22 protein-coding genes are annotated in these 21,858 nt (G+C 71.6%); 16 read left to right on the forward strand and 6 right to left on the reverse strand.

From position 1 onward, the window contains the following. Window positions 1-29: 29 nt before the first annotated feature. From AB0G56_RS33000 to hutI, 3 genes are read left to right on the forward strand one after another with little or no spacing between them, the layout of a single operon-like run. Complete coding sequence (locus tag AB0G56_RS33000) at window positions 30-1,259, forward strand: allantoate amidohydrolase (RefSeq protein ID WP_360976962.1); 1,230 nt, start codon at window positions 30-32, stop codon at window positions 1,257-1,259. Continuing rightward, window positions 1,256-2,605, forward strand: a complete 1,350-nt coding sequence (locus AB0G56_RS33005) for a formimidoylglutamate deiminase (RefSeq protein ID WP_360976834.1) — start codon at window positions 1,256-1,258, stop codon at window positions 2,603-2,605. Before AB0G56_RS33000 ends, AB0G56_RS33005 begins: the two co-directional genes overlap by 4 nt. A gap of 26 nt (window positions 2,606-2,631) precedes the next feature. Further along, window positions 2,632-3,822 carry an imidazolonepropionase gene (gene hutI / locus AB0G56_RS33010; RefSeq protein WP_360976837.1) on the forward strand — a complete coding sequence of 397 codons (1,191 nt, stop codon included), beginning with the start codon at window positions 2,632-2,634 and terminating at the stop codon, window positions 3,820-3,822. 109 nt (window positions 3,823-3,931) lie between these two features. Here hutI and AB0G56_RS33015 read toward each other — a convergent pair whose 3' ends face one another. Then, the gene (locus AB0G56_RS33015) at window positions 3,932-4,891 is read right to left on the reverse strand and encodes an RNA polymerase sigma factor SigF (protein ID WP_360976840.1); all 960 of its coding nucleotides are present in this window, start codon (window positions 4,889-4,891) and stop codon (window positions 3,932-3,934) included. Window positions 4,892-5,130: 239 nt separating this feature from the next. On the opposite strand from AB0G56_RS33015, the gene AB0G56_RS33020 reads away from it, so the two are divergent. Both AB0G56_RS33020 and AB0G56_RS33025 read left to right on the forward strand, forming a co-directional pair. Next, window positions 5,131-5,553, forward strand: a complete 423-nt coding sequence (locus tag AB0G56_RS33020; RefSeq protein ID WP_360976843.1) for an STAS domain-containing protein — start codon at window positions 5,131-5,133, stop codon at window positions 5,551-5,553. 263 nt (window positions 5,554-5,816) lie between these two features. Continuing rightward, window positions 5,817-6,365 carry an ATP-binding protein gene (locus tag AB0G56_RS33025; protein ID WP_360976846.1) on the forward strand — a complete coding sequence of 183 codons (549 nt, stop codon included), beginning with the start codon at window positions 5,817-5,819 and terminating at the stop codon, window positions 6,363-6,365. Between the two features lie 384 nt (window positions 6,366-6,749). On the opposite strand, the gene AB0G56_RS33030 is transcribed toward AB0G56_RS33025, so the two are convergent. Then, the gene (locus tag AB0G56_RS33030; RefSeq protein WP_360976849.1) at window positions 6,750-8,246 is read right to left on the reverse strand and encodes an oligopeptide:H+ symporter; all 1,497 of its coding nucleotides are present in this window, start codon (window positions 8,244-8,246) and stop codon (window positions 6,750-6,752) included. Between the two features lie 551 nt (window positions 8,247-8,797). Between AB0G56_RS33030 and AB0G56_RS33035 the strand changes: the two genes are divergently transcribed. Both AB0G56_RS33035 and AB0G56_RS33040 read left to right on the forward strand, forming a co-directional pair. Beyond that, window positions 8,798-9,475, forward strand: a complete 678-nt coding sequence (locus tag AB0G56_RS33035) for a response regulator transcription factor (RefSeq protein ID WP_018566970.1) — start codon at window positions 8,798-8,800, stop codon at window positions 9,473-9,475. 67 nt (window positions 9,476-9,542) lie between these two features. Next, entirely contained in the window at window positions 9,543-10,814 is a 1,272-nt protein-coding gene (locus AB0G56_RS33040) for an ATP-binding protein (RefSeq protein ID WP_360976852.1), read from the forward strand. Window positions 10,815-10,882: 68 nt separating this feature from the next. On the opposite strand, the gene AB0G56_RS33045 is transcribed toward AB0G56_RS33040, so the two are convergent. Beyond that, window positions 10,883-11,440 carry a GtrA family protein gene (locus AB0G56_RS33045; RefSeq protein ID WP_360976855.1) on the reverse strand — a complete coding sequence of 186 codons (558 nt, stop codon included), beginning with the start codon at window positions 11,438-11,440 and terminating at the stop codon, window positions 10,883-10,885. Between the two features lie 162 nt (window positions 11,441-11,602). Between AB0G56_RS33045 and AB0G56_RS33050 the strand changes: the two genes are divergently transcribed. The 5 genes from AB0G56_RS33050 to AB0G56_RS33070 all read left to right on the forward strand — a co-directional run bounded on the left by AB0G56_RS33050 (window position 11,603) and on the right by AB0G56_RS33070 (window position 15,058). Next, on the forward strand, window positions 11,603-12,742 hold the full coding sequence (locus AB0G56_RS33050) for a 5-(carboxyamino)imidazole ribonucleotide synthase (RefSeq protein WP_360976858.1): 1,140 nt from the start codon (window positions 11,603-11,605) through the stop codon (window positions 12,740-12,742). Continuing rightward, window positions 12,739-13,266 carry a 5-(carboxyamino)imidazole ribonucleotide mutase gene (gene purE, locus AB0G56_RS33055; protein ID WP_360976861.1) on the forward strand — a complete coding sequence of 176 codons (528 nt, stop codon included), beginning with the start codon at window positions 12,739-12,741 and terminating at the stop codon, window positions 13,264-13,266. Before AB0G56_RS33050 ends, purE begins: the two co-directional genes overlap by 4 nt. Next, complete coding sequence (locus AB0G56_RS33060; RefSeq protein ID WP_360976864.1) at window positions 13,263-14,450, forward strand: dipeptidase; 1,188 nt, start codon at window positions 13,263-13,265, stop codon at window positions 14,448-14,450. The genes purE and AB0G56_RS33060 overlap by 4 nt, the downstream gene beginning before the upstream one ends. Window positions 14,451-14,525: 75 nt before the next feature. Then, window positions 14,526-14,798, forward strand: coding sequence for a type II toxin-antitoxin system prevent-host-death family antitoxin (locus tag AB0G56_RS33065; protein ID WP_360976867.1), 273 nt, complete (start codon window positions 14,526-14,528; stop codon window positions 14,796-14,798). Next, window positions 14,795-15,058: a Txe/YoeB family addiction module toxin gene (locus AB0G56_RS33070; protein ID WP_360976870.1), complete on the forward strand. Its 264-nt coding sequence runs from the start codon at window positions 14,795-14,797 to the stop codon at window positions 15,056-15,058. The genes AB0G56_RS33065 and AB0G56_RS33070 overlap by 4 nt, the downstream gene beginning before the upstream one ends. A 10-nt stretch (window positions 15,059-15,068) precedes the next feature. Here the strand turns inward: AB0G56_RS33070 and AB0G56_RS33075 are convergent, their stop codons facing one another. Then, entirely contained in the window at window positions 15,069-15,425 is a 357-nt protein-coding gene (locus tag AB0G56_RS33075; RefSeq protein WP_360976873.1) for a VOC family protein, read from the reverse strand. Window positions 15,426-15,542: 117 nt separating this feature from the next. On the opposite strand from AB0G56_RS33075, the gene AB0G56_RS33080 reads away from it, so the two are divergent. Then, window positions 15,543-16,049, forward strand: a complete 507-nt coding sequence (locus AB0G56_RS33080) for a CGNR zinc finger domain-containing protein (protein WP_360976876.1) — start codon at window positions 15,543-15,545, stop codon at window positions 16,047-16,049. Window positions 16,050-16,141: 92 nt separating this feature from the next. On the opposite strand, the gene AB0G56_RS33085 is transcribed toward AB0G56_RS33080, so the two are convergent. Continuing rightward, entirely contained in the window at window positions 16,142-17,485 is a 1,344-nt protein-coding gene (locus AB0G56_RS33085) for a UDP-glucose/GDP-mannose dehydrogenase family protein (protein ID WP_360976878.1), read from the reverse strand. A gap of 217 nt (window positions 17,486-17,702) precedes the next feature. Here AB0G56_RS33085 and AB0G56_RS33090 point away from each other — a divergent pair, with 217 nt between their 5' ends. From AB0G56_RS33090 to AB0G56_RS33100, 3 genes are all read left to right on the forward strand, one after another. After that, the gene (locus AB0G56_RS33090; RefSeq protein WP_360976881.1) at window positions 17,703-18,860 is read left to right on the forward strand and encodes an acyl-CoA dehydrogenase; all 1,158 of its coding nucleotides are present in this window, start codon (window positions 17,703-17,705) and stop codon (window positions 18,858-18,860) included. Window positions 18,861-19,029: 169 nt separating this feature from the next. Beyond that, a complete protein-coding gene (locus AB0G56_RS33095) occupies window positions 19,030-19,854 on the forward strand; it encodes an SAM-dependent methyltransferase (protein ID WP_360976884.1) in 825 nt (274 codons plus the stop codon). 148 nt (window positions 19,855-20,002) lie between these two features. Then, the gene (locus AB0G56_RS33100; protein ID WP_360976887.1) at window positions 20,003-20,371 is read left to right on the forward strand and encodes a four-helix bundle copper-binding protein; all 369 of its coding nucleotides are present in this window, start codon (window positions 20,003-20,005) and stop codon (window positions 20,369-20,371) included. Between the two features lie 90 nt (window positions 20,372-20,461). Here AB0G56_RS33100 and AB0G56_RS33105 read toward each other — a convergent pair whose 3' ends face one another. Beyond that, window positions 20,462-21,772, reverse strand: a complete 1,311-nt coding sequence (locus AB0G56_RS33105) for an LCP family protein (protein WP_360976890.1) — start codon at window positions 21,770-21,772, stop codon at window positions 20,462-20,464. Between the last annotated feature and the right edge of the window lie 86 nt (window positions 21,773-21,858).

Raw genomic sequence — 21,858 nt, forward strand, 5'->3', positions numbered from 1 at the left:
GCCCGCGACCCGGGCCGTCCTGCCAGGAGATGCGGACCGGGCAGTCCTTCCACGAGATGTGGCGCGATCTCGCCCCCATCGGACGGCACGCCGAGTCCGGCGGCTACCGCCGCTTCGCCTGGACGCCGGCCGACGCCGAGTGCCGGGCCTGGTTCGAGGAGCAGGCCCGCTCGCGCGGGCTCTCCTACGAGCTGGACCGCAACGGCAACCAGTGGGCCTGGCTCGGCGACCCGGCCGCCGGGGACGCCGTCGTGGCCGGATCGCACCTGGACTCCGTGCCCGACGGCGGCGCCTTCGACGGGCCCCTCGGGGTGGTGTCGGCCTTCGCCGCGCTCGACGAACTGCGCCGCAGGGGAGCCCGGTTCGGCAAGCCCCTCGCCGTCGTCAACTTCGGCGACGAGGAGGGCGCCCGGTTCGGGCTCGCCTGTGTCGGCTCGCGGCTGACCGCCGGGCAGCTCACCGTCGAGCAGGCGCACCGGCTCACCGACGGCGACGGGACCACGCTGCCCAGGGCCATGGAGGCCGCCGGCTACGACCCGGACGCCATCGGCCCGGACCCGGAGCGCCTCGCCCGCATCGGCGCCTTCGTCGAACTCCACGTCGAACAGGGCCGTGCCCTGGACCTGACCGGCGACCCGGTCGGCGTGGCCAGCGCGATCTGGCCGCACGGGCGGTGGCGGTTCGACTTCCGGGGCGAGGCCAACCACGCGGGCACCACCCGGCTGGCCGACCGGCGCGACCCGATGCTGTCGTACGCCGAGACGGTGCTCGCCGCCCGCCGCGAGGCCGAACTCGCCGGTGCCGTCGCCACCTTCGGCAAGATCGCCGTGGAGCCGAACGGTGTCAACGCGATCCCGTCCCTGGTGCGCGGCTGGCTCGACTCCCGCGCCGCCGACCAGGCCACCCTGGACACCGTGGTCACCGCCGTGGAGAAGGCGGCGCGCGCGTACGCGGGGGCGCACGGGATCGACCTCGACGTGGTCCGTGAGTCCTTCACACCCGTCGTCGAGTTCGACCACGCCCTGCGCGACGAACTCGCCCGCATCCTCGGCCACGACACCGACCTGAAGGTGCCCGTCCTCGGCACGGGCGCCGGACACGACGCCGGCATCCTGGCCGGGAGCGTTCCGACCGCCATGCTGTTCGTGCGCAACCCCACCGGTGTCTCGCACTCCCCGGCCGAGTTCGCCGCCGAGGACGACTGCGTGGCCGGGGTGCGTGCCCTCGCCGACGTACTGGAAGGACTGGCCCGCACGTGACCACCACCGAGCGGACACGGACGTACTGGCTGGAGCACGCCTGGCTCGGCACCCACGTCGAGCCGGGCGTGGCACTCGACGTGCGCGACGGTCGCATCGCGGCCGTCCGCACGGGCGTGGCCGCCCCGCCGCCGGGCGCCGAACCGCTGCGGGGGCTCACGATCCCCGGCCTCGCCAACGCGCACAGCCACGCCTTCCACCGGGCCCTGCGCGGCACCGTCCAGGTCGGCTCCGGCACGTTCTGGACCTGGCGCGAGGTCATGTACGCCACCGCCGACCGGCTCACTCCGGACACCTACCACGCGCTGGCCCGCGCGGTGTACGCCGAGATGGCGCTCGCCGGGATCACCGCCGTCGGCGAGTTCCACTACGTCCACCACGCCCCGGGCGGCGCCCGCTACACCGACCCGAACGCGATGGGCGAGGCCCTGATCGAGGCCGCCGCCGAAGCCGGGATCCGCATCACCCTCCTGGACACCTGCTATCTCTCCGCCGGCTTCGGGCAGCCGCCCGACGAACACCAGCTCCGCTTCTCGGACACGACCGCCGAGGCCTGGGCCGAACGCTGTTCACTTCTCAAGGAACGGGACCACGCGCGGATCGGCGCGGCCGTCCACTCGGTGCGGGCCGTGCCCGCGCGGGAGCTGGCCACGGTGGCCCGCTGGGCCGAGGGGCGGCGGGCCCCGCTCCACGTCCACCTCTCCGAGCAGACCGCCGAGAACGACGCCTGCCTGCACGCCCACGGCTGCACCCCCACCCGCCTGCTGGCCGACCACGGTGTCCTCGGCCCGCGCACCACCGGCGTGCACAACACACACCTCACCGAGGACGACATCGCCCTGCTCGGCACCACCGGCACCGGCACCTGCATGTGCCCGACCACCGAGCGGGACCTCGCCGACGGCATCGGCCCGGCCCCCGCCCTCCAGCGCGCCGGGTCGCCCCTCAGCCTCGGCTCCGACAGCCACGCCGTCGTCGACCTGCTCGAAGAGGCCCGCGCGATGGAGCTGAACGAACGGCTGCGCACCCGCACCCGGGGCCACTGGACCGCGGCGGCCCTGCTGCGCGCGGCCGGCGAGGACGGTCACGCCGCCCTCGGCTGGGACGACGCGGGCAGCCTCACCACCGGCGCCCTCGCCGACTTCACGACGATCGCGCTGGACTCGGTCAGGACAGCGGGCCCGCTGCCCCGGCTGGGCGCCGAGACGGCCGTATTCGCCGCGAGCGCGGCGGACGTGCGCCATACCGTCGTGGGCGGACGTCACGTCGTACGCGACGGGGCCCACGCACTCGTCCCCGACGTGCCGTCGCAGCTGGCCGCGGCCGTCGAAGCCCTGCGCGGCTGAACCCCACCGTCACCCCCGAGGACGCCATGAGCAGCACGAACACCGGCACCAGCACCGTCATCACCGACATCGCCGTACTCGTCACCAACGACCCCTCCCTCGGCGACGGCTCCCCTCTCGGACTGGTCCGGGACGCGGCCGTCGTCATCGAAGGCGACCGCGTCGTGTGGACCGGTGAATCAAGCAAAGCACCCGCCACTGACAACCGGGTCGACGCGGGCGGCCGGGCGGTGCTCCCGGGCTTCGTGGACTCCCACTCCCACCTGGTCTTCGCGGGCGACCGCACCGAGGAGTTCAACGCCCGGATGTCCGGCCGGGCCTACAGCGCGGGCGGCATCCGCACCACGGTCGCGGCCACCCGTGCCGCCACCGACGCGGAACTGGAGGCCAACCTCGCCCGGCACCTCGCCGAGGCCCTGCGGCAGGGCACGACCACGTTCGAGACGAAGTCCGGGTACGGCCTGACCGTCGCCGACGAGTCCCGCGCCCTGCGCATCGCCGCCGCGCACACCGACGAGGTCACCTACCTGGGCGCCCACATCGTCTCCCCGGACTACGCCGACGACCCGGCCGCCTACGTGGCCCTGGTCACCGGCGAGATGCTGGACGCCTGCGCGCCGCACGCCCGCTGGATCGACGTCTTCTGCGAGAAGGGCGCCTTCGACGGCGACCAGGCCCGCGCGATCCTCACCGCCGGCCGCGCGAAGGGCCTGCACCCGCGCATTCACGCCAACCAGCTGTCCTACGGCCCCGGTGTGCAGCTCGCCGTCGAACTGGACGCGGCCAGCGCCGACCACTGCACCCACCTGACGGACGCCGACGTCGACGCGCTCGCGCACAGCGACACCGTCGCCACGCTGCTGCCCGGCGCGGAGTTCTCCACCCGTGCCCAGTGGCCCGACGCCCGGCGCCTGCTGGACGCCGGGGCCACGGTCGCCCTGTCCACCGACTGCAACCCGGGCTCGTCGTACACGTCCTCGGTGCCGTTCTGCGTCGCGCTCGCCGTACGGGACATGGGCATGACCCCCGACGAGGCGGTCTGGTCGGCGACGGCGGGCGGGGCGGCGGCCCTGCGCCGCACCGACGTGGGGCGCCTGACGCCCGGTGCCCGCGCCGACCTGCTCGTCCTGGACGCGCCGAGCCACGTCCACCTGGCCTACCGTCCGGGCGTACCCCTGGTGAGCCAGGTGTGGCGACGCGGCGTGCGCGAGGTCTGAACGGCGGAAGCCGAAAAACACGCGAGGTCTGAACGGCGGAAGCCCGAAAAACACGAGCGACGGCCGGGCAAGGGGAACCGGCCCCCCGCGCGGGGGGCCGGGCCGGCGGTCACTCCTCGACCGTCAGCCCCTTGCGCAGCCGTACCAGCGTGCGCGACAGCAGCCGTGACACGTGCATCTGCGAGATGCCCAGCTCCTCGCCGATCTCCGACTGGGTCATGTTGGCGACGAACCGCAGGGACAGGATCTTCCGGTCCCGCGAGGGGAGTTCGGCGATCAGCGGCTTCAACGACTCGACGTACTCGATGCCTTCGAGCCCGTGGTCCTCGTAGCCGATGCGGTCCGCGAGGGCACCCTCGGAGTCGTCGTCCTCCGGCTGGGCGTCCAGCGACGAGGCGGTGTACGCGTTGGACGCCGCCATGCCCTCCACCACCTCGTCCGCGGTCAGCCCGAGGTGGTGGGCCAGCTCCGCCACGGTGGGGGCGCGGTCGAGGCGCTGGGCCAGTTCGTCACCGGCCTTGGCCAGGTCGAGCCGCAGCTCCTGCAGCCGGCGCGGCACGCGCACGGACCACGAGGTGTCCCGGAAGAAGCGCTTGATCTCGCCGATGATGGTTGGCATCGCGAAGGTGGGGAACTCGACGCCGCGGGAGAGTTCGAAGCGGTCGATCGCCTTGATCAGGCCGATGGTGCCGACCTGGATGATGTCCTCCATCGGCTCGCTGCGGGAGCGGAAGCGGGAGGCGGCGAACTTGACCAGCGCCAGGTTGAGTTCGACGAGGGTGTTGCGCACGTACGCGTACGCGTGGGTGCCTTCTTCGAGGACTTCGAGGCGCTCGAAGAGGGTCTTGGACAGGGCCCGGGCGTCGTCCGGGGCCACTTCGTCGTACGGGGGGATGTCGGGGAGCCCGGCCAGCGCGGCGGACGGATCGGCGGCCGGGGCGGCCCGCTCGGCGCATACGTCGTCTTCGAGGTCGACGGGTTCGAGGGGATGCGGGTGGTCCGGAGGGAGTGTCGACGTCGCCGTCTGGGTATGCGAGGCGTCGAGCCGGGGTGACATGATGTCCTCCATCGTTCTCGGCATATGGCTGCCGAAGCCAGTTCGTGCACTGCGGTGTGCGGCGCCTCCAAAGCCGGCCGTGTCGGTTACGTGTCCCTACTAGCCCTACCCGCTTTCCCGACGCAATCGCAAGTGCGTTCTGTGGGGATATGTCCGTTTGTGTGCGGTTGTTCGGGTGTCGGAGAGGTCGGGGAAGGCGTAGTGTTCGAGGGCGTCAGTCAGCAGCCAAGACTCCGGGAGTGAGAGACGGCATGGACCGCGGGACGGTCGGCAGCGCACAGTCGGGCCGGCTTCTGGTGGAGGTGCGGCAAGAGGGCTTCAGTGCTGTCGTGACACCGGCGGGCGAACTGGACCACCACACGGCCGACCTGCTGCGCGAGCCGCTCGAAGAATGTGTGGACAAGGGGCGCTCGCGCCTGGTGGTGGACTGCTCCCGACTGGAGTTCTGCGATTCCACGGGGCTCAACGTGCTGCTGGGGGCGCGCCTGAAGGCGGAGGCGGCCGGGGGAGGTGTGCACCTCGCGGGGATGCTGCCTGTGGTGGCGCGCGTGTTCGAGATCACAGGGGCGGACGCGGTCTTCACCGTGCACGCCACGCTCGAGGACGCCTTGGCCGCCGAGACCGAGGGGACCGGTCAGTCCGGCGGGACCGGCACGACCGACGAGAACGGCTGAGACCGACGGCTGTGCCGTCATCGTGTCTTCTTCCGTGCTCCTTCCGCTTCCGTACCCCTTCCGCGCGGCCGCGCGGCACTCTGCGGAATCCTTCCGGCCGGATCGCCGGGCGCCGCGCACCGCGTGCCGCAAAACGGGGGGTGTTCCATGGGATCGGTCGGGCAGGAGTCATCCTGAAACGGATCGACCGATGGTGTCCCGGTCATGTACGAACGTGGTGACTTTTGAATCGTGAACTGGTGAATCGGTGAGGTGAAGCGCTGATGAGCACCACCCGGCCTTGTTCGCCGGGCGACCATGGCCCGGAGCCCAGCGGCGCTTCCGGGGCGTCCGAGGGGGACGTGCCGGCCGACGACGCCCCCGCAGGGGGTGCGGCGGCCGTGCCGGCGAACCCGTCGGGAGGCCGCCAGGTCCGCAGACTGAGCTTCGACGACGTGAGTGGCGTCGTGCCGCTCGCCCGTGACTTCGCGCGCCAGGCGCTGTACGCGTGGGGCTGGCTGCCCGCCGCGACCGCCGACCGGCGCGCCGCCGCCGAGGACGTCCTCCTCGTCGTCTCCGAGCTGGTCACCAACGCCTGCCTGCACGCCGAGGGCCCGGACCGGATGGAGATCACCTGTGACAACAAGGTGATCCACATCGAGGTCTCCGACCGGGGATCCGGCCAGCCGGCCCCGCGGACCCCGCACCGCGCGGGCCGCCCCGGCGGCCACGGCATGTTCATCGTCCAGCGCCTGTGCCTCGACTGGGGCGTGGTACGCGTCCCCGGCGTCGCCGGCAAGAAGGTCTGGGCGGAGCTGGGCGCACCGGCGTAACGGCGGGCGCCTGCGGGGCGGGACCGCTGAGGCACGTCCGCGCGGGCCGCTCCCGCGGCTCCCGCCGGCCGCCCCGGAACGCCGTGGCACCGACCGCAGCCCGGGCCAAGGCGCCGTACGCTCCGTCGTCCGCTCCGCTCCCCGCACGGTGAGATCCCGCCCCGCACGGTGATCCCTCCCTGCACGGCGAGGTCTCTCCCCGCACGGCGAGACCGCCCCCAGCACGGCGGGCGAGATCGCTCCCCCGCACGGTGACGTCGCCCCCGACACGGTGAGGCCGCGTCCCGCATGGCGAGGCCCCGCGCTCCCTCACCCTCCCCGCGAACCAGAAAGCCGCCGCACCCTCCCGGATGCGGCGGCTCCCGGTGTCAACCGGGGGCGGCGTCAGCGGACGTCGCCCATGAGTTCCTTGACCCGCTTGCGGTACATCCACACCGCGATACCGGCGACGACCGCGAGCGCCGCCTCCAGCGCGACGATGCCCGTCTTGTCGAGGTTGACGTTGGCGATGGAGAGCAGACCGGTCGTCGCGTCACCGGCGCTGACGGCCAGGAACCAGACGCCCATCATCTGCGAGGCGTACTTGGCGGGCGCCATCTTCGTGGTGACCGACAGGCCGACCGGGGAGAGGGCCAGCTCACCGACGGTCTGGACGAAGTAGATCGCCACCAGCCACAGCGCCGCCGCCTTGTGACCGCCGTCGGCGATGCCCAGCGGGACGAGGAAGAGGAAGAAGGACGCGCCGATCAGCACCAGGCCCATCGCGAACTTGACCGCGGTGCTCGGCTCCTTGCCCCGCCGGGCCAGCGCCAGCCACGCCCAGGCGAAGACCGGCGCCAGCGCCATGATCATGACCGGGTTGACCGACTGGTACCAGGAGACCGGGAACTGCCAGCCGAAGACGCTGTTCTCCGCCGACTTCTCGGCGAACAGCGACACCGTCGAGCCGCCCTGGTCGTAGATCATCCAGAAGACGGCCGCGGCGACGAAGAACCAGATGTACGCGCTCATCTTGGACTGCTCGGCCCGGTCGAGGTCCTTGTCCCGCTTGATGCGGGCGATGACCAGGACGGGGATGATCACACCGGCGAGCGTGAGCGGGACCATCAGCCAGTTCAGGGTGTAGACGCCCGAGAAGCCGACGATCGCGTAGAAGACGATGGCCACGCCCGCCCACACGGCGGCCTTGGTCAGCGTGGACCGCTTCTCCTCGGCGCTCATCGGCGTGGGCACGATGTCCGAGCGCGAGCTGAGGTGGCGCGAGCCGAGCAGGAACTGGGCCAGGCCCAGCGCCATGCCGAGCGCGGCGAGCGCGAAGCCGAAGTGCCAGTTGACCCTCTCGCCGATGGTGCCGATGGACAGCGGGGCGAAGAAGGCACCCAGGTTGATGCCGATGTAGAAGAGCGTGAAGCCGCCGTCACGGCGCGGGTCGTCGGCGCCCTTGTAGAGGTGGCCGACCATCGTGGAGATGTTGGACTTCAGCAGGCCCGAACCGATGGCGACGAGACCGAGCCCGGCGAAGAAGCTGCCGCTCCAGGGCAGCGCCAGGGTCACGTGTCCCAGCATGATGACGGCGCCGGCCACGGCGACGGTCTTGCGCGGGCCGAGGAGCCGGTCGGCGACCCAGCCACCCGGCATCGCCAGCAGGTACACCAGGGACAGGTAGACCGAGTAGATCGCGGTCGCGGTGGCCGCGTTCATGTGCAGGCCGCCCGGTGCCACCAGGTACAGCGGGAGCAGGGCCTTCATGCCGTAGTAGGAGAAACGCTCCCACATCTCGGTCATGAAGAGAGTGGCCAGGCCGCGGGGGTGGCCGAGGAAGGTTTTCTCGGAACCGGGGGTGCCCGGGCGGACCGAGTCCTTCGTCAGGCTGGACGCCATGGTCGTTCCTTGCTGATCGGGACGCGCCACGGCGAGCCGGTGCGCGCCCGGTGGGGGGCTGGCCGGCACCGGCAGGACCTGTCGTCCACCCCACGCCCAGGGGAGTACGCCCCGGGTCTCGGAGCGAGGGACGGCGGCCACCGGGATCCACGCCTCGCGACGCGGCGATGCGTCCAGTGAGGCCCGGCCCTAGGTCATTCCTTTCGAGGCCGGGGAGAACCGGCCCGCACGCAAAAGGGACCCTCAGCGTCGAACGAGCGCCAAAGGTCCGCTGCGTGCTACAGGCGTTCAACTCACCATACGGCAGGACAGTGCCCGATATGGAAGGACTTGAGACGCGGATCACAGGAAATGAGGGAACCGCGCAGGCCCTCTCGAAGGTTTATTCAGGGATCGCATCCCAGGTCAGGGGCCTGACACGGATGAGGTGAAAGGTTCGTGACCGCGACCGCGGGAAGGGCGCGACCATAGCGCCGGAAAGTAAGAGCGCCGGACGTCGATCACACCGCAGGCCACCCCAGCGGGTGCCGCGGGCGGACTACCATCACCCCATGACCCGTGTACTGCTCGCCGAGGACGACGCGTCCATCTCGGAGCCGCTGGCCCGCGCACTGCGCCGGGAAGGTTACGAGGTCGAGGTGCGTGAGGACGGACCCACCGCGCTCGACGCCGGAATGCAGGGCGGTGTCGACCTGGTCGTGCTGGACCTCGGCCTGCCCGGCATGGACGGCCTGGAGGTCGCCCGCCGGCTGCGTGCCGAGGGCCACACCGTGCCCATCCTGATCCTGACCGCGCGCGCCGACGAGGTCGACACGGTCGTCGGCCTGGACGCGGGCGCCGACGACTACGTCACCAAGCCGTTCCGGCTCGCCGAACTCCTCGCCCGGGTCCGGGCCCTGCTGCGGCGCGGCGCCGCCGAGCCGCAGCAGCCGCCGGCCACGCACGGCGTGCGCATCGACGTCGAGTCCCACCGCGCCTGGATGGGCGACGAGGAACTCCAGCTCACCGCCAAGGAGTTCGACCTCCTGAGGGTGCTGGTCCGGGACGCGGGCCGGGTCGTCACCCGCGACCAGTTGATGCGCGAGGTCTGGGACACCACCTGGTGGTCGTCGACCAAGACCCTCGACATGCACATCTCCTGGCTGCGCAAGAAGCTCGGCGACGACGCGGCCAACCCCCGCTACATCGCCACCGTGCGGGGCGTGGGTTTCCGCTTCGAGAAGAGCTGAGTCCGCCGGGAAGAGCCGAGTCCGCCGTGCGGGCCCCCTGGGCCCGGGCACCGTCAGGTAAGAGGTCATGCGCCGTCGACTGATCCAGTCCACGCTCGCCGTGGTGCTCGTCGTGATCGCCGTCTTCGGCCTCTCCCTGGTGATCGTGGAGACCCGCACGATCAGCAACAGCGCGCAGGAGCGGGTGGACTCCGAGGCGCTGCGGCTGGCCAGCATCGTCGACAGCAGGCTGCTCGGCGACGAGACCGTCAACGCCGAGATCCTGGGCGAACAGGTGGCCGCGGGCCAGTACGCCGTGATCGGCATTCCCGGGCACCCGCCGATCGAGGTCGGCACCAGGCCCTCCGGCGACGTCATCCACTCCACCGCCCAGGGCGAGCAGGGCGAGACCGTGCGCATGGAGGAGCCCCGGTCCTCCGTCACCCGCGAGGTCGGCCGGACGCTGCTGATCATCGGCCTGGTCGCGCTGCTCGCGGTGGTGGCCGCGGTACTGCTCGCGATCCGCCAGGCCAACCGGCTCGCGTCCCCGCTGACCGACCTCGCCGAGACCGCCGAACGGCTCGGTTCCGGCGACCCGCGGCCCCGCCACAAGCGCTACGGCGTGCCCGAGCTGGACCGGGTGGCCGACGTGCTGGACGGCTCCGCCGAACGCATCGCCCGGATGCTGACCGCCGAACGGCGCCTGGCCGCCGACGCCTCCCACCAGCTGCGCACCCCGCTGACCGCGCTGTCCATGCGCCTGGAGGAGATCACCCTCACCGACGACCCGGACACGGTGAAGGAGGAGGCGAACGTCGCGCTGACCCAGGTCGAGCGGCTGACGGACGTGGTGGAACGCCTGCTGACGAACTCCCGCGACCCGCGCACCGGCTCCGCCGTCTCCTTCGACCTGGACGAGGTCATCCAGCAGCAGATCGCCGAGTGGCGCCCGGCCTACCGCAGCGCGGGCCGGGCGATCGTCAGCTCGGGCAAGCGGCACCTCCAGGCCGTGGGTACGCCGGGCGCGGTCGCACAGGTCCTGGCCGCGCTGATCGAGAACTCGCTCATGCACGGCGGCGGCACGGTGGCGCTGCGCACCCGCGTCACCGGCAACCAGGCGGTCGTGGAGGTCACCGACGAGGGACCCGGCGTCCCCGCCGACCTCGGCGCCCGCATCTTCGAGCGGACGATCAGCGGCCGCAACTCCACCGGCATCGGCCTCGCCGTCGCCCGCGATCTGGCGGAGGCCGACGGCGGCCGTCTGGAACTGCTCCAGGCCCAGCCCCCGGTCTTCGGCCTGTTCCTCTCCCGCACGCCCCCGCTGAAGAGGTCGGCCGAGGAGCAGCCGACGGTGCGGTAGCGGGGCTCAGCGGTGAGCCCGGCTCAGGCCGGCGCGGCTCAGGCCGACCCGACTCCGGCCGGCGCGGCTCAGCGGAAGGCGTCGGTGCGGGCCTTCTTCGTCTCCGCCCGGTGCCCCGCCTGCGCCCGGCTCGTCCGCGGGGCCGTCTCGCCGGCCACGGGCATGGCGCGGAAGACCCAGGAGCGGTACGACCAGAAGCGGAACAGGGTCGCGATGCCGATGCCGAGGAACTTGAAGACGTTGCTCTGCAGCGGGCTGTCCCAGCCGAAGCCGTACGTCGCCAGGTAGAGCACACCGTTCTCGATCACCAGACCGATGGCGCTGAACAGCAGGAACAGGGTCAGTTCCTTGGTGCGCCCGCTCTTGTCGCGGTCCCGGTAGGTGAAGTAGCGGAAGCCGATGTAGTTGAAGACGATCGACACGATCGTGGCGATGACGCTCGCCCGCACCACCTGGAGGTCGGTCGCGTGCCGCACCAGGTTGAACACGAGCAGGTTGACCAGCAGCCCCGCTCCGCCCACGGCGCCGAACTTGGCGACCTCCCGCCAGGCCCGTCGCACGCGCCGCAGGAGCGCGCTTCGGGGCGCCGGTGGCGCCGATCGGTGCCCCGAGGAACCATGTTCCATGGTCGTGCAGGCCCCCGTCCGGGTCGGTGTCGGTCAACCCGCCCATGCTATCCAGCGCGAGCGGGTGGCGCCCGCGCACCGGGCGCGGGCGGAGAAGCGGGTCGCGCGACCGGTACGGGGCGCGGAATCCGGCCGCCGTGGCGCGGCCGATACCCTAGGGGCGTGACGTTCCCGGTAGTCGGCATGGTCGGCGGTGGCCAGCTCGCTCGTATGACACACGAGGCGGGCATCCCGCTCGGCATCAGGTTCAAGCTTCTCAGTGACACCCCCCAGGACTCGGCGGCGCAGGTCGTGAGCGATGTCGTCATCGGCGACTACCGCGATCTGGAGACGCTGCGGGCCTTCGCGCGGGGCTGCGACGTGATCACCTTCGATCACGAACACGTGCCCACCGAGCACCTGCGCGCGCTGGAGGCGGACGGCATCCCCGTCCGCCCCGGCCCCGACGCGCTGGTGCACGCCCAGGACAAGGGGGTGATGCGCGCGAAACTCGACGCGCTCGGCGTGCCCTGCCCGCGGCACCGGATCGTGACCGATCCGGCCGATGTCGCGGCCTTCGCGGCGGAAGGGGAGGGCTTCCCGGTCGTGCTCAAGACCGTGCGCGGCGGGTACGACGGCAAGGGCGTGTGGGTGGTGGACTCCGTCGAGGAGGCCGCCGATCCCTTCCGCGCCGGCGTTCCCGTCCTCGCCGAGGAGAAGGTCGACTTCGTCCGCGAGCTGGCGGCCGACGTCGTACGCTCCCCGCACGGCCAGGCCGTCGCCTACCCGGTGGTGGAGTCCCGGCAGGTGAACGGCGTCTGCGACACCGTGATCGCCCCGGCCCCCGACCTGGACGAGGCCCTGGCACTGCGCGCCGAGGAGATGGCCCTGCGCATCGCCAAGGAACTGGGCGTCGTCGGCCACCTCGCCGTCGAGCTGTTCCAGACCCGCGACGGCCGCATCCTGGTCAACGAACTGGCGATGCGCCCGCACAACTCCGGCCACTGGTCGATGGACGGCGCGATCACCTCGCAGTTCGCCAACCACGTCCGCGCCGTCCTCGACCTGCCGCTCGGCGACCCGCGCCCGCGCGCCCCCTGGACGGTCATGGTCAACGTCCTCGGCGGCGACTACCCGGACATGTACTCGGCGTACCTGCACTGCATGGCGCGTGACCCCCAGCTCAAGATCCACATGTACGGCAAGGACGTGAAGCCCGGCCGGAAGGTCGGACACGTCAACACCTACGGCGACGACCTGGACGACGTGCTGGAGCGCGCCCGTCACGCAGCCGGCTACCTGAGAGGCACGATCACCGAATGAGCCCAGTTGTTGGCATCGTCATGGGGTCGGACTCCGACTGGCCCGTCATGGAGGCCGCCGCGAAGGCGCTCGACGAGTTCGAGATCGCCTACGAGGTCGACGTCGTCTCCGCGCACCGGATGCCGCACGAGATGATCAGCTACGGCGAGCAGGCGGCCGGGCGCGGGCTCAAGGCGGTCATCGCCGGCGCGGGCGGCGCCGCCCACCTGCCCGGCATGCTCGCCTCCGTGACCCCGCTGCCGGTGATCGGTGTGCCGGTGCCGCTGAAGTACCTGGACGGCATGGACTCGCTGCTGTCGATCGTGCAGATGCCGGCCGGGGTGCCGGTCGCCACCGTCTCGGTCGGCGGCGCGCGCAACGCGGGCCTGCTCGCCGCGCGCATCCTGGCCGCGCACGACGAGGACCTGCTGGCCCGGATGCGGGAGTTCCAGCAGGACCTCAACGACCAGGCCACCGAGAAGGGCAAGCGGCTGCGCGCCAAGGTCGAGGGCTCGGCCGGCTTCGGCTTCGGCACGGGGAAGTGAGCGCGGTGAGCCGACTGGAACAGGCCCGGGAGCTGCTGCGCGAGTTCCCGGTCGTCGACGGCCACAACGACCTGCCCTGGGCGCTGCGCGAACAGGTCCGCTACGACCTCGGCGCCCGCGACATCGCCGGCCACCAGGACGCCCACCTGCACACCGACATCCCCCGGCTGCGCGCCGGCGGTGTCGGCGCGCAGTACTGGTCGGTGTACGTCCGCTCGGACCTGCCCGACGCGGTCCCGGCGACGCTGGAGCAGATCGACTGCGTACGGCAGCTGCTCGCCCGCTATCCGCAACACCTGGCCCCGGCGCTGACCGCCGCCGACATGGAGGCGGCCCGCGGGCAGGGCCGTATCGCCTCCCTGATGGGCGCGGAGGGCGGCCACTCCATCGCCGACTCGCTGGGCACGCTGCGGGGCCTGTACGCGCTCGGCGTGCGCTACCTGACCCTCACCCACAACGACAACGTGGCGTGGGCGGACTCCGCGACGGACGAGCCCGGCGTGGGCGGCCTGTCGGCCTTCGGCCGGGAGGTGGTCCGCGAGATGAACCGCCTGGGCATGCTGGTCGACCTGTCCCATGTGGCCGCGACGACCATGCGGGACGCGCTGGACACCTCGGCGGCCCCGGTGATCTTCTCGCACTCCTCCGCCCGGGCGGTCTGCGACCACCCGCGCAACATCCCGGACGACGTCCTCGAACGCCTGCCCGCCAACGGGGGCATGGCCATGGTGACGTTCGTGCCGAAGTTCGTGCTCCAGGCCGCCGTCGACTGGACCGCCGCCGCGGACGAGAACATGCGTGCGCACGGCCTGCACCACCTCGACACCACCGAGGAGGGCATGAAGGTCCACCGGGCCTTCGAGGAGTCGAACCCGCGTCCGATCGCGACCGTCGCCACCGTCGCCGACCACCTCGACCACATGCGCGAGGTGGCCGGCGTCGACCACCTCGGCATCGGCGGCGACTACGACGGCACGGCCTTCACCCCCGACGGCCTGGACGACGTCTCCGGCTACCCCCGCCTCGTCGCCGAGCTGCTCGACCGGGGCTGGTCGAAGACCGACCTGGCCAAGCTGACCTGGCAGAACGCGGTACGGGTCCTGGGCGCCGCCGAGGACGTCGCCCGCGACCTCCAGGCCACCCGGGCCCCGTCGAACGCGACGATCGGGGAACTGGACGGCTGAGGAGTGGTACCGGAAACCGGTACCTTGTTGGTACTGTTTGCCGGTACCAGTGACGCGTGAGAGAGGCGGCGGCAGATGACCATAAGCGCCAGTGAGGCCCGCCGGGACCTGTTCCCCCTCATCAAGCGTGTCAACGACGACCACACGCCCGTACACATCAGCTCCAAGGGCGGGGACGCCGTCCTCATGTCCGCCGAGGACTACGAGTCCTGGCAGGAGACCGTGTATCTCCTGCGGTCCCCGGCGAACGCCCGGCGGCTCATGGAGGCGGTCGCCCGGGACCGCGCCGGATCGGCCGGCGTCAGCAGGACCCTGGAGGAGCTGCAGGCGCTGGCGGGCGACGAGTGAGGAGCGTCCACTTCGACCCGGACGGCTGGGAGGACTTCCTCTTCTGGCTCGCTTCGGACCGCAGGATGGCCCGTCGGATCACCCGTCTGATCGGAGAAGTCCAGCGCACGCCCTTCAACGGCATCGGCAAGCCCGAACCGCTGAAGGGCGACCTGACCGGCTACTGGTCCCGCCGGATCGACGACGAGCACCGGCTCGTGTACCGGGCGGACGACAAGGAAGTGAAGATCCTCAAGGCCCGCTACCACTACAGCGACTGACCGGAGCCGGTCAGCCGGCGCAGAGGCAGAACGGGTGCCCGGCCGGGTCGGCGTAAACCCGGAAGCCCCTGGCGCCCTGGTGGGCCAGCGGCTTCGCGCCGAGCGCGAGGACGCCCTCCTCGGCCGCGTCCAGGTCCTCGACGTCCAGGTCGAGGTGCAACTGCTGCGAGGCGTCGGCGGCGGGCCACTTCGGCGGCACGAACCCGGACGCCTTCTGGAAGGCGAGCGCCGGACCGCCCGGCACCTTGAGGTCGATCCAGTCGCCCTCGCCCTCGACGGTCCCGCCGAGCACCTCGGCGTAGAAACCGGCGAGCGCGCGCGGGTCGGGACAGTCCAGTACGACGACACCCAGCTTGGCGAGAGCCATGACTTCCTCCAGGACGCAGTAGGAGTTACCTGTAGGTGCGGGTAACCAGTAACCGTTACCGTATGCTCGCCGATTACCGGTAACCGCGCAATCGCTTTGCGAGGTACCGTCGCTGCCATGAGTGAGACATCGCCCGCGCCCGGCGGCCTGGCGCTGGTCGAGTCCCTGGTCAACACTTTGGACATCGAGGCGGCCGCCGACTCGCTCGACACGGCCGACGGCCGCGCCCGCTTCGGGATCGGCGAGGCGGAAGTGCCCCAGGCGCGCGAGCTGCGCGAGTCCCTGCGGGCCGCACTGCTCGCGCACGCCGGCCATCCCGCGCACCGCCCGGTGACGCCCCTCGGCCGGCTGCTGGCGCGGGCCCCGCTGCTCGTCGCCGTCGACGACCGGGACGGCACCGCCGGCCTCGCCCCCTTCGACACCGGGCCGCTGCTCTCCCGTGTCGCCGCCGCCGTCGCCGAGGCGCTGGTCGCGGGCACCTGGATGCGCCTGAAGGCGTGCGAGGCCGGCACCTGCCACTGGGCGTACTACGACCGCAGCCCGGCCGGCCGCCGCCGCTGGTGCTCGATGCAGGTGTGCGGGGCGCGCGCGAAGATGCGCCGGTACCGGGCCAGGGAGCCGTGAGCACCCCCGCGGTGGTGCGAGAATGCGGGAAGACGCCGGTTCGGCCGACTGAGCCTCGGCCGAACCGGCGTCGCCCGCAGGGGCCCGCGCCGCTACGCCGTCGGGCGTCCCATCGCCCGGTACGTCCACCCGGCCCGCCGCCACAGCTCGGCGTCGAGCGCGTTGCGTCCGTCGAGGACCAGCCGGGCCGCCGCGACCTCGCCCAGCTCGGCCGGGTCCAGCTCGCGGAACTGCCGCCACTCGGTCAGGTGCAGGACCGCGTCGGCGCCCCGGACCGCCTCCAGCGCCGAGTCGGCGTACCCGAGCGTCGGGAAGAGACGGCGCGCGTTGTCCATGCCCTTGGGATCGTGGACGGTCACCTGTCCGCCCTGGAGGTGGATCTGCCCGGCCACGTTGAGCGCGGGCGAGTCCCGCACGTCGTCCGAGTCCGGCTTGAACGTGGCGCCCAGCACCGCGATCCGCTTGCCGAGGAACGGCCCGCCGCCCAGCGCCTGCCGGGTCAGCTCGACCATCCGGCCGCGCTGGCGCATGTTGATCGAGTCGATCTCGCGCAGGAAGGTCAGCGCCTGGTCGGCGCCCAGCTCACCGGCGCGCGCCATGAACGCGCGGATGTCCTTGGGCAGGCAGCCGCCGCCGAAGCCGATCCCGGCGCGCAGGAACTTCCGGCCGATCCGGTCGTCGTACCCGATGGCCTCCGCCAGCTTGGCGACGTCGCCGTCCGCGGCCTCGCACACCTCCGCCATGGCGTTGATGAAGGAGATCTTCGTGGCCAGGAAGGAGTTCGCGGAGGTCTTCACCAGCTCGGCGGTGGGGAAGTCGGTGACGACGAAGGGGGAGCCCTCGGCGACCGGCGCGGCGTACACCTCCCGCAGCAGCTTCTCGGCCCGCTCGCCGCGCACGCCGACCACGATCCGGTCCGGGTGCAGCGTGTCCTGGACGGCGAAGCCCTCCCGCAGGAACTCCGGGTTCCAGGCCAGCTCGACCTCCTCGCCCGCGGGCGCCAGGGAGGTGAGCACACGGGCCAGCCGGTCCGCCGACCCGACGGGCACCGTCGACTTGCCGACGACCAGGGCGGGCCCGGTCAGGTGGGGCGCGAGCGAGGCGACGGCGGAATCGACGTAGGACATGTCGCAGGCGTACTCGCCGTGCTTCTGCGGGGTGTTCACACAGAGGAAGTGGACGTCGCCGAAAGCGCCCGCCTCGGCCCAGTCCTGGGTGAAGCGCAGCCGCCCGGTGGAGCCCTCCAGGCCGGCCACGTGCCGGCGCAGCAGGTCCTCCAGACCGGGCTCGTACATGGGGACCTCGCCCCGCCGCAGCATCTCGATCTTCTCGGGGACGACATCCAGGCCCAGCACCTCGAAGCCCATCTCGGCCATGGCCGCGGCGTGGGTGGCGCCGAGATAGCCGGTGCCGATCACGGTGATCTTCAGGCTCATCGATGCTCCAGGAGGGATGACGGCAATGCGCTGCCCGAGCATATCGGGGGCATGCGCGAAGCCCCCGCCGGGCAATGTCCCACCACCCACCCGCTGTCGCCAAGCTCACGTACCGCTCATGCGAGCAGGCCCCTAAAATTCGAGTTACTTAACGGTAATTAGCATCACCGCTCGTCATCACCTGTCATCACTGGTCGCTTTTGGAGCGTGAGAGACCTTGGCCGGATCGGCTGACTTCGACCTGTACCGCCCGTCCGAGGAGCACGACATGCTCCGCGACGCCGTCCGCTCGCTGGCCGAGGCGAAGATCGCCCCGTACGCCGCCCAGGTGGACGAGGAGGCCCGCTTCCCGCAGGAGGCCCTCGAAGCCCTGGTCGCGAACGACCTGCACGCCGTGCACGTCCCCGAGAGCTACGGCGGCGCGGGCGCGGACGCCCTCGCGACCGTCGTCGTCATCGAGGAGGTGGCCCGCGTCTGCGCCTCCTCCTCCCTCATCCCCGCGGTGAACAAGCTGGGCTCCCTCCCGGTGATCCTCTCCGGCTCCGAGGAGCTGAAGAAGAAGTACCTGGGCCCGCTCGCCAAGGGCCGGGCGATGTTCTCCTACTGCCTCTCGGAGCCGGACGCCGGCTCGGACGCGGCCGGCATGAAGACCAAGGCCGTCCGCGACGGCGACCACTACGTCCTCAACGGCGTCAAGCGCTGGATCACCAACGCGGGCGTCTCCGAGTTCTACACGGTGATGGCCGTCACCGACCCGGAGAAGCGCTCCAGGGGCATCTCCGCCTTCGTCGTCGAGAAGTCCGACCCGGGCGTCTCCTTCGGCGCCCCGGAGAAGAAGCTCGGCATCAAGGGCTCCCCGACCCGCGAGGTCTACCTCGACAACGTGCGCATCCCCGCCGACCGCATGATCGGCGCCGAGGGCACCGGCTTCGCCACCGCGATGAAGACCCTCGACCACACCCGCATCACCATCGCCGCCCAGGCCCTCGGCATCGCCCAGGGCGCCCTCGACTACGCCAAGGGCTACGTCAAGGAGCGCAAGCAGTTCGGCAAGCCGATCGCCGACTTCCAGGGCATCCAGTTCATGCTCGCCGACATGGCCATGAAGGTCTCCGCGGCCCGCGCCCTGACCTACCAGGCCGCCGCCGCCTCCGAGCGGGGCGACGCCGACCTCACCTACCAGGGCGCCGCCGCCAAGTGCTTCGCCTCGGACGTCGCCATGGAGGTCACCACGGACGCCGTCCAGCTCCTCGGCGGCTACGGCTACACCCGCGACTACCCGGTGGAGCGCATGATGCGCGACGCGAAGATCACGCAGATCTATGAGGGCACGAACCAAGTCCAGCGGATCGTGATGGCCCGTAACCTTCCATAACCGTCCGTACGCGCACCGCTCCCGTCGCCCTTCGTCCGCCCTCTGTCCGGGCGGGCGGAGGGCGACGCCCGTCGCACGGGCTGAAGTTGGCCAAGTGGCCTGTTCCGGAGGCGGCTTGGCGCTACGTTGGGCCCGGCTGACCCGTTCCGCCCGAAGGAGGCCCGGCACCATGTCCGACCTTTCCCCGGTGTACGACGAGGGCGCCGCGCGCACGGCACGGCTGCGCAGCGACGTGTCGCACTCGGCCCGGATCTGGAACTACTGGCTGGGCGGCAGGGACAACTACCCGGTGGACCAGGAGGTCGGCGAGCAGATCCTCTCCTTCGTGCCCCAACTGCCCCGCTCGGCGGTCGCGGACCGGCGCTTCCTGGCCCGCGCGGTGCGTCACCTCGCCGGGGAGGCGGGGATACGGCAGTTCCTCGACATCGGCACCGGACTGCCGACCGCCGACAACACCCACGAGGTGGCCCAGCGGATCGCGCCCGCCAGCAGGATCGTCTACGTCGACAACGACCCCCTCGTCCTCGCGCACGCGAGCGCCCTGCTCACCAGCACCCGCGAGGGCGCCACCGACTACGTCGACGCGGACGTGCACGACCCCGAGGCCATCCTGCGCAAGGCAGCCGAGACGCTGGACCTCGACCGGCCCGTCGCCATCACCATGCTCGGCATCCTGAACTTCGTCCTGGACACCGACGAGGCCGTCTCCGTCGTGCGCCGGCTGCTGGCGGCCGTGCCCTCGGGCAGTCACCTGGTCGTGTCGCACCCCACCACGGAGGTGGACGGCGAGGCGATGACCCGGGCGGTGGAGTACTGGAACGGCCAGGGCTCGGCGCCCATGACCCTGCGCGGGCGCGCCGATCTCGTCCGGCTGTTCGACCCGGTGGAGCTGCTGGAGCCCGGCATCGTCTCCTGCTCCCGCTGGCGGCCCGAGCCGGGGGACGGGGAGCCGGTGGAGGTCACCCACTTCGCGGGGGTCGGCCGCAAGCCGTGACGCACGGTGCCGGTGCGCCCGTGTCCCCGTCATCCGAACGGGCGTAGCGGAATCAATACCTCCGCCGGATGGCGGACGGCCGTGGGCGGGCGTACGACGGAAGGGCACGGGGCCCGCCCCGGGGCCCCTTCGCCCTCCAGGAGGAGCCATGACCCACACCCAGCCCGGTGCCATGACCGCCCTGACCAAGGAGATGCAGGACTGCGTCGACGCCTGCATGACCTGCCACAACATCTGCGAGGAGGCCATGAGCTCCTGCATGCAGATGGGCGGCCAGCCGCAGATGCAGATCATGCGCGCGCTCATGGACTGCTCCGAGACCACCCGCATGTGCGCGGACATGATGATGCGCCGCTCGCCCATGTCGTCCGAGATGTGCGCGATGTGCGCCAAGGCCTGTGACATGTGCGCCGAGGCCTGCATGTCGATGCCCGACGACCAGATGATGAGGCGCTGCGCGGAGGCGTGTCGCCGCTGCGCGGAGATGTGCCGCACGATGGCGGGCGCCCGGATGTGATCCGACCCCGGCATGACGGCGGGGCCCCGCGGACGTGTGCCGCGGGGCCCCGCTGCCGGCGCCGGCCGGTAGGCCGGTCGCCGGGAACGCTCAGTTGCCGGAGACGGTCACTTTCTGGTCGTTCTTCAGCTCGTCCACCAGGGTCTTGACCTTCGCGTCGTCCCAGCGGACGTTCCCGCCGATGAAACCGGAGACGGGCATGTTCATGGAAGTGCCGTCACCGCCGCTGACCCCCTTCATCGCCCAGAACATGGACGCCAGGTCCCACAGGCTCATGTCCTTGTCGACGATGAGGGAGTCCAGGCCCGCGCCCATGGTCGGGTAGAACTTGAACGGGTTCAGGACCGTCGTCGGGGTGGCGACCTCGTGCGCGAGCGCGGAGAGGAACTTCTGCTGGTTCTTGGTGCGCTGGAGGTCGGAGGCCGCGAAGGCGTGCCGGGTGCGGACGAAGGCCAGCGCCTGCTCGCCGTTCAGCGTCTGCTTGCCGGCCTTGAAGTCGGCGCCGGACCACTTGTCCTTGAAGGGCTTGTCGATGGTCATCTCGACGCCGCCGACCGAGTCCACGATGTTGGCGAAGCCGGCGAAGCCTATCTCCACGTAGTGGTCGATGTGCAGCCCGGTGTTGTACTCGATCGTGCGCACCAGCAGGGTCGGGCCGTCGTAGGCGTAGGCCGCGTTGAGCTTGTTCTGCCCGAGGGGGCCCTTGATCTTGCCGGACTCCGAGCCGCGGAACTGCGGGATCGTGACGTTGGAGTCGCGGGGCAGCGAGATCAGCGTGTCCCCGTTGTCCCCGACGTGCAGGATCATCATGGAGTCGGTGCGCTTGCCCTCGGCGGAGCCGGTGTGCAGCTTCTTCTTGTCGGCCGCGGAGAGCCCGTCGCGGCTGTCGGAGCCGACGATCAGGTAGTTCGTGCCCTTGCCGGTCTCCGGCCGGTCGATGACCTTGGACAGGTCGACGTCCCGGTTGAGCTTGGAGTCGGCCCAGAAGTACGTGCCCACCGAGGTGACCACGAGCAGGGTGACCAGGGTGATCGCGGTCCACTTGATGCGGCGGCGCCAGTTCGGCGCGGGCCGCGGGCCGCGGCTGCGGCCCCCGTCCGGACCGTCCGGGCCGCCGGGGCCGCCGGGGCCCGGCCTGCCGTAGACGTGTCCGGTGTTGTAGCCGCTGTCGTAGCCCTCGCCGCCGTCGACGTACGACGGCTGCTGCGGGACCCGGTGGGGCGGCGCCGCGGGACCCTGCCCGCCGGGGCCGTCGTAGCCGCGCCGGCCGGGCGGCACCGCCGGGCCGCCGCGCCGCACCTGGCGCATCACGCGCGCGCCCTCCGGCTGCGCACCGGCGCTGCCGCGTCCGTACCGGGGTCCGCGGTTGTCGTCGGACCGCCCCTCGGGCCAATCATTCATGCGCCCCAGTGTGCCGGGCGGTGGGGTGTGCCTTACAAGGGCCGTCGGAAAATAAGGTCACGGCTGTTGCCAAGCTGACACAAATT

This window comes from Streptomyces sp. NPDC021356 (genome assembly GCF_040641015.1).
Classification (GTDB): domain Bacteria; phylum Actinomycetota; class Actinomycetes; order Streptomycetales; family Streptomycetaceae; genus Streptomyces.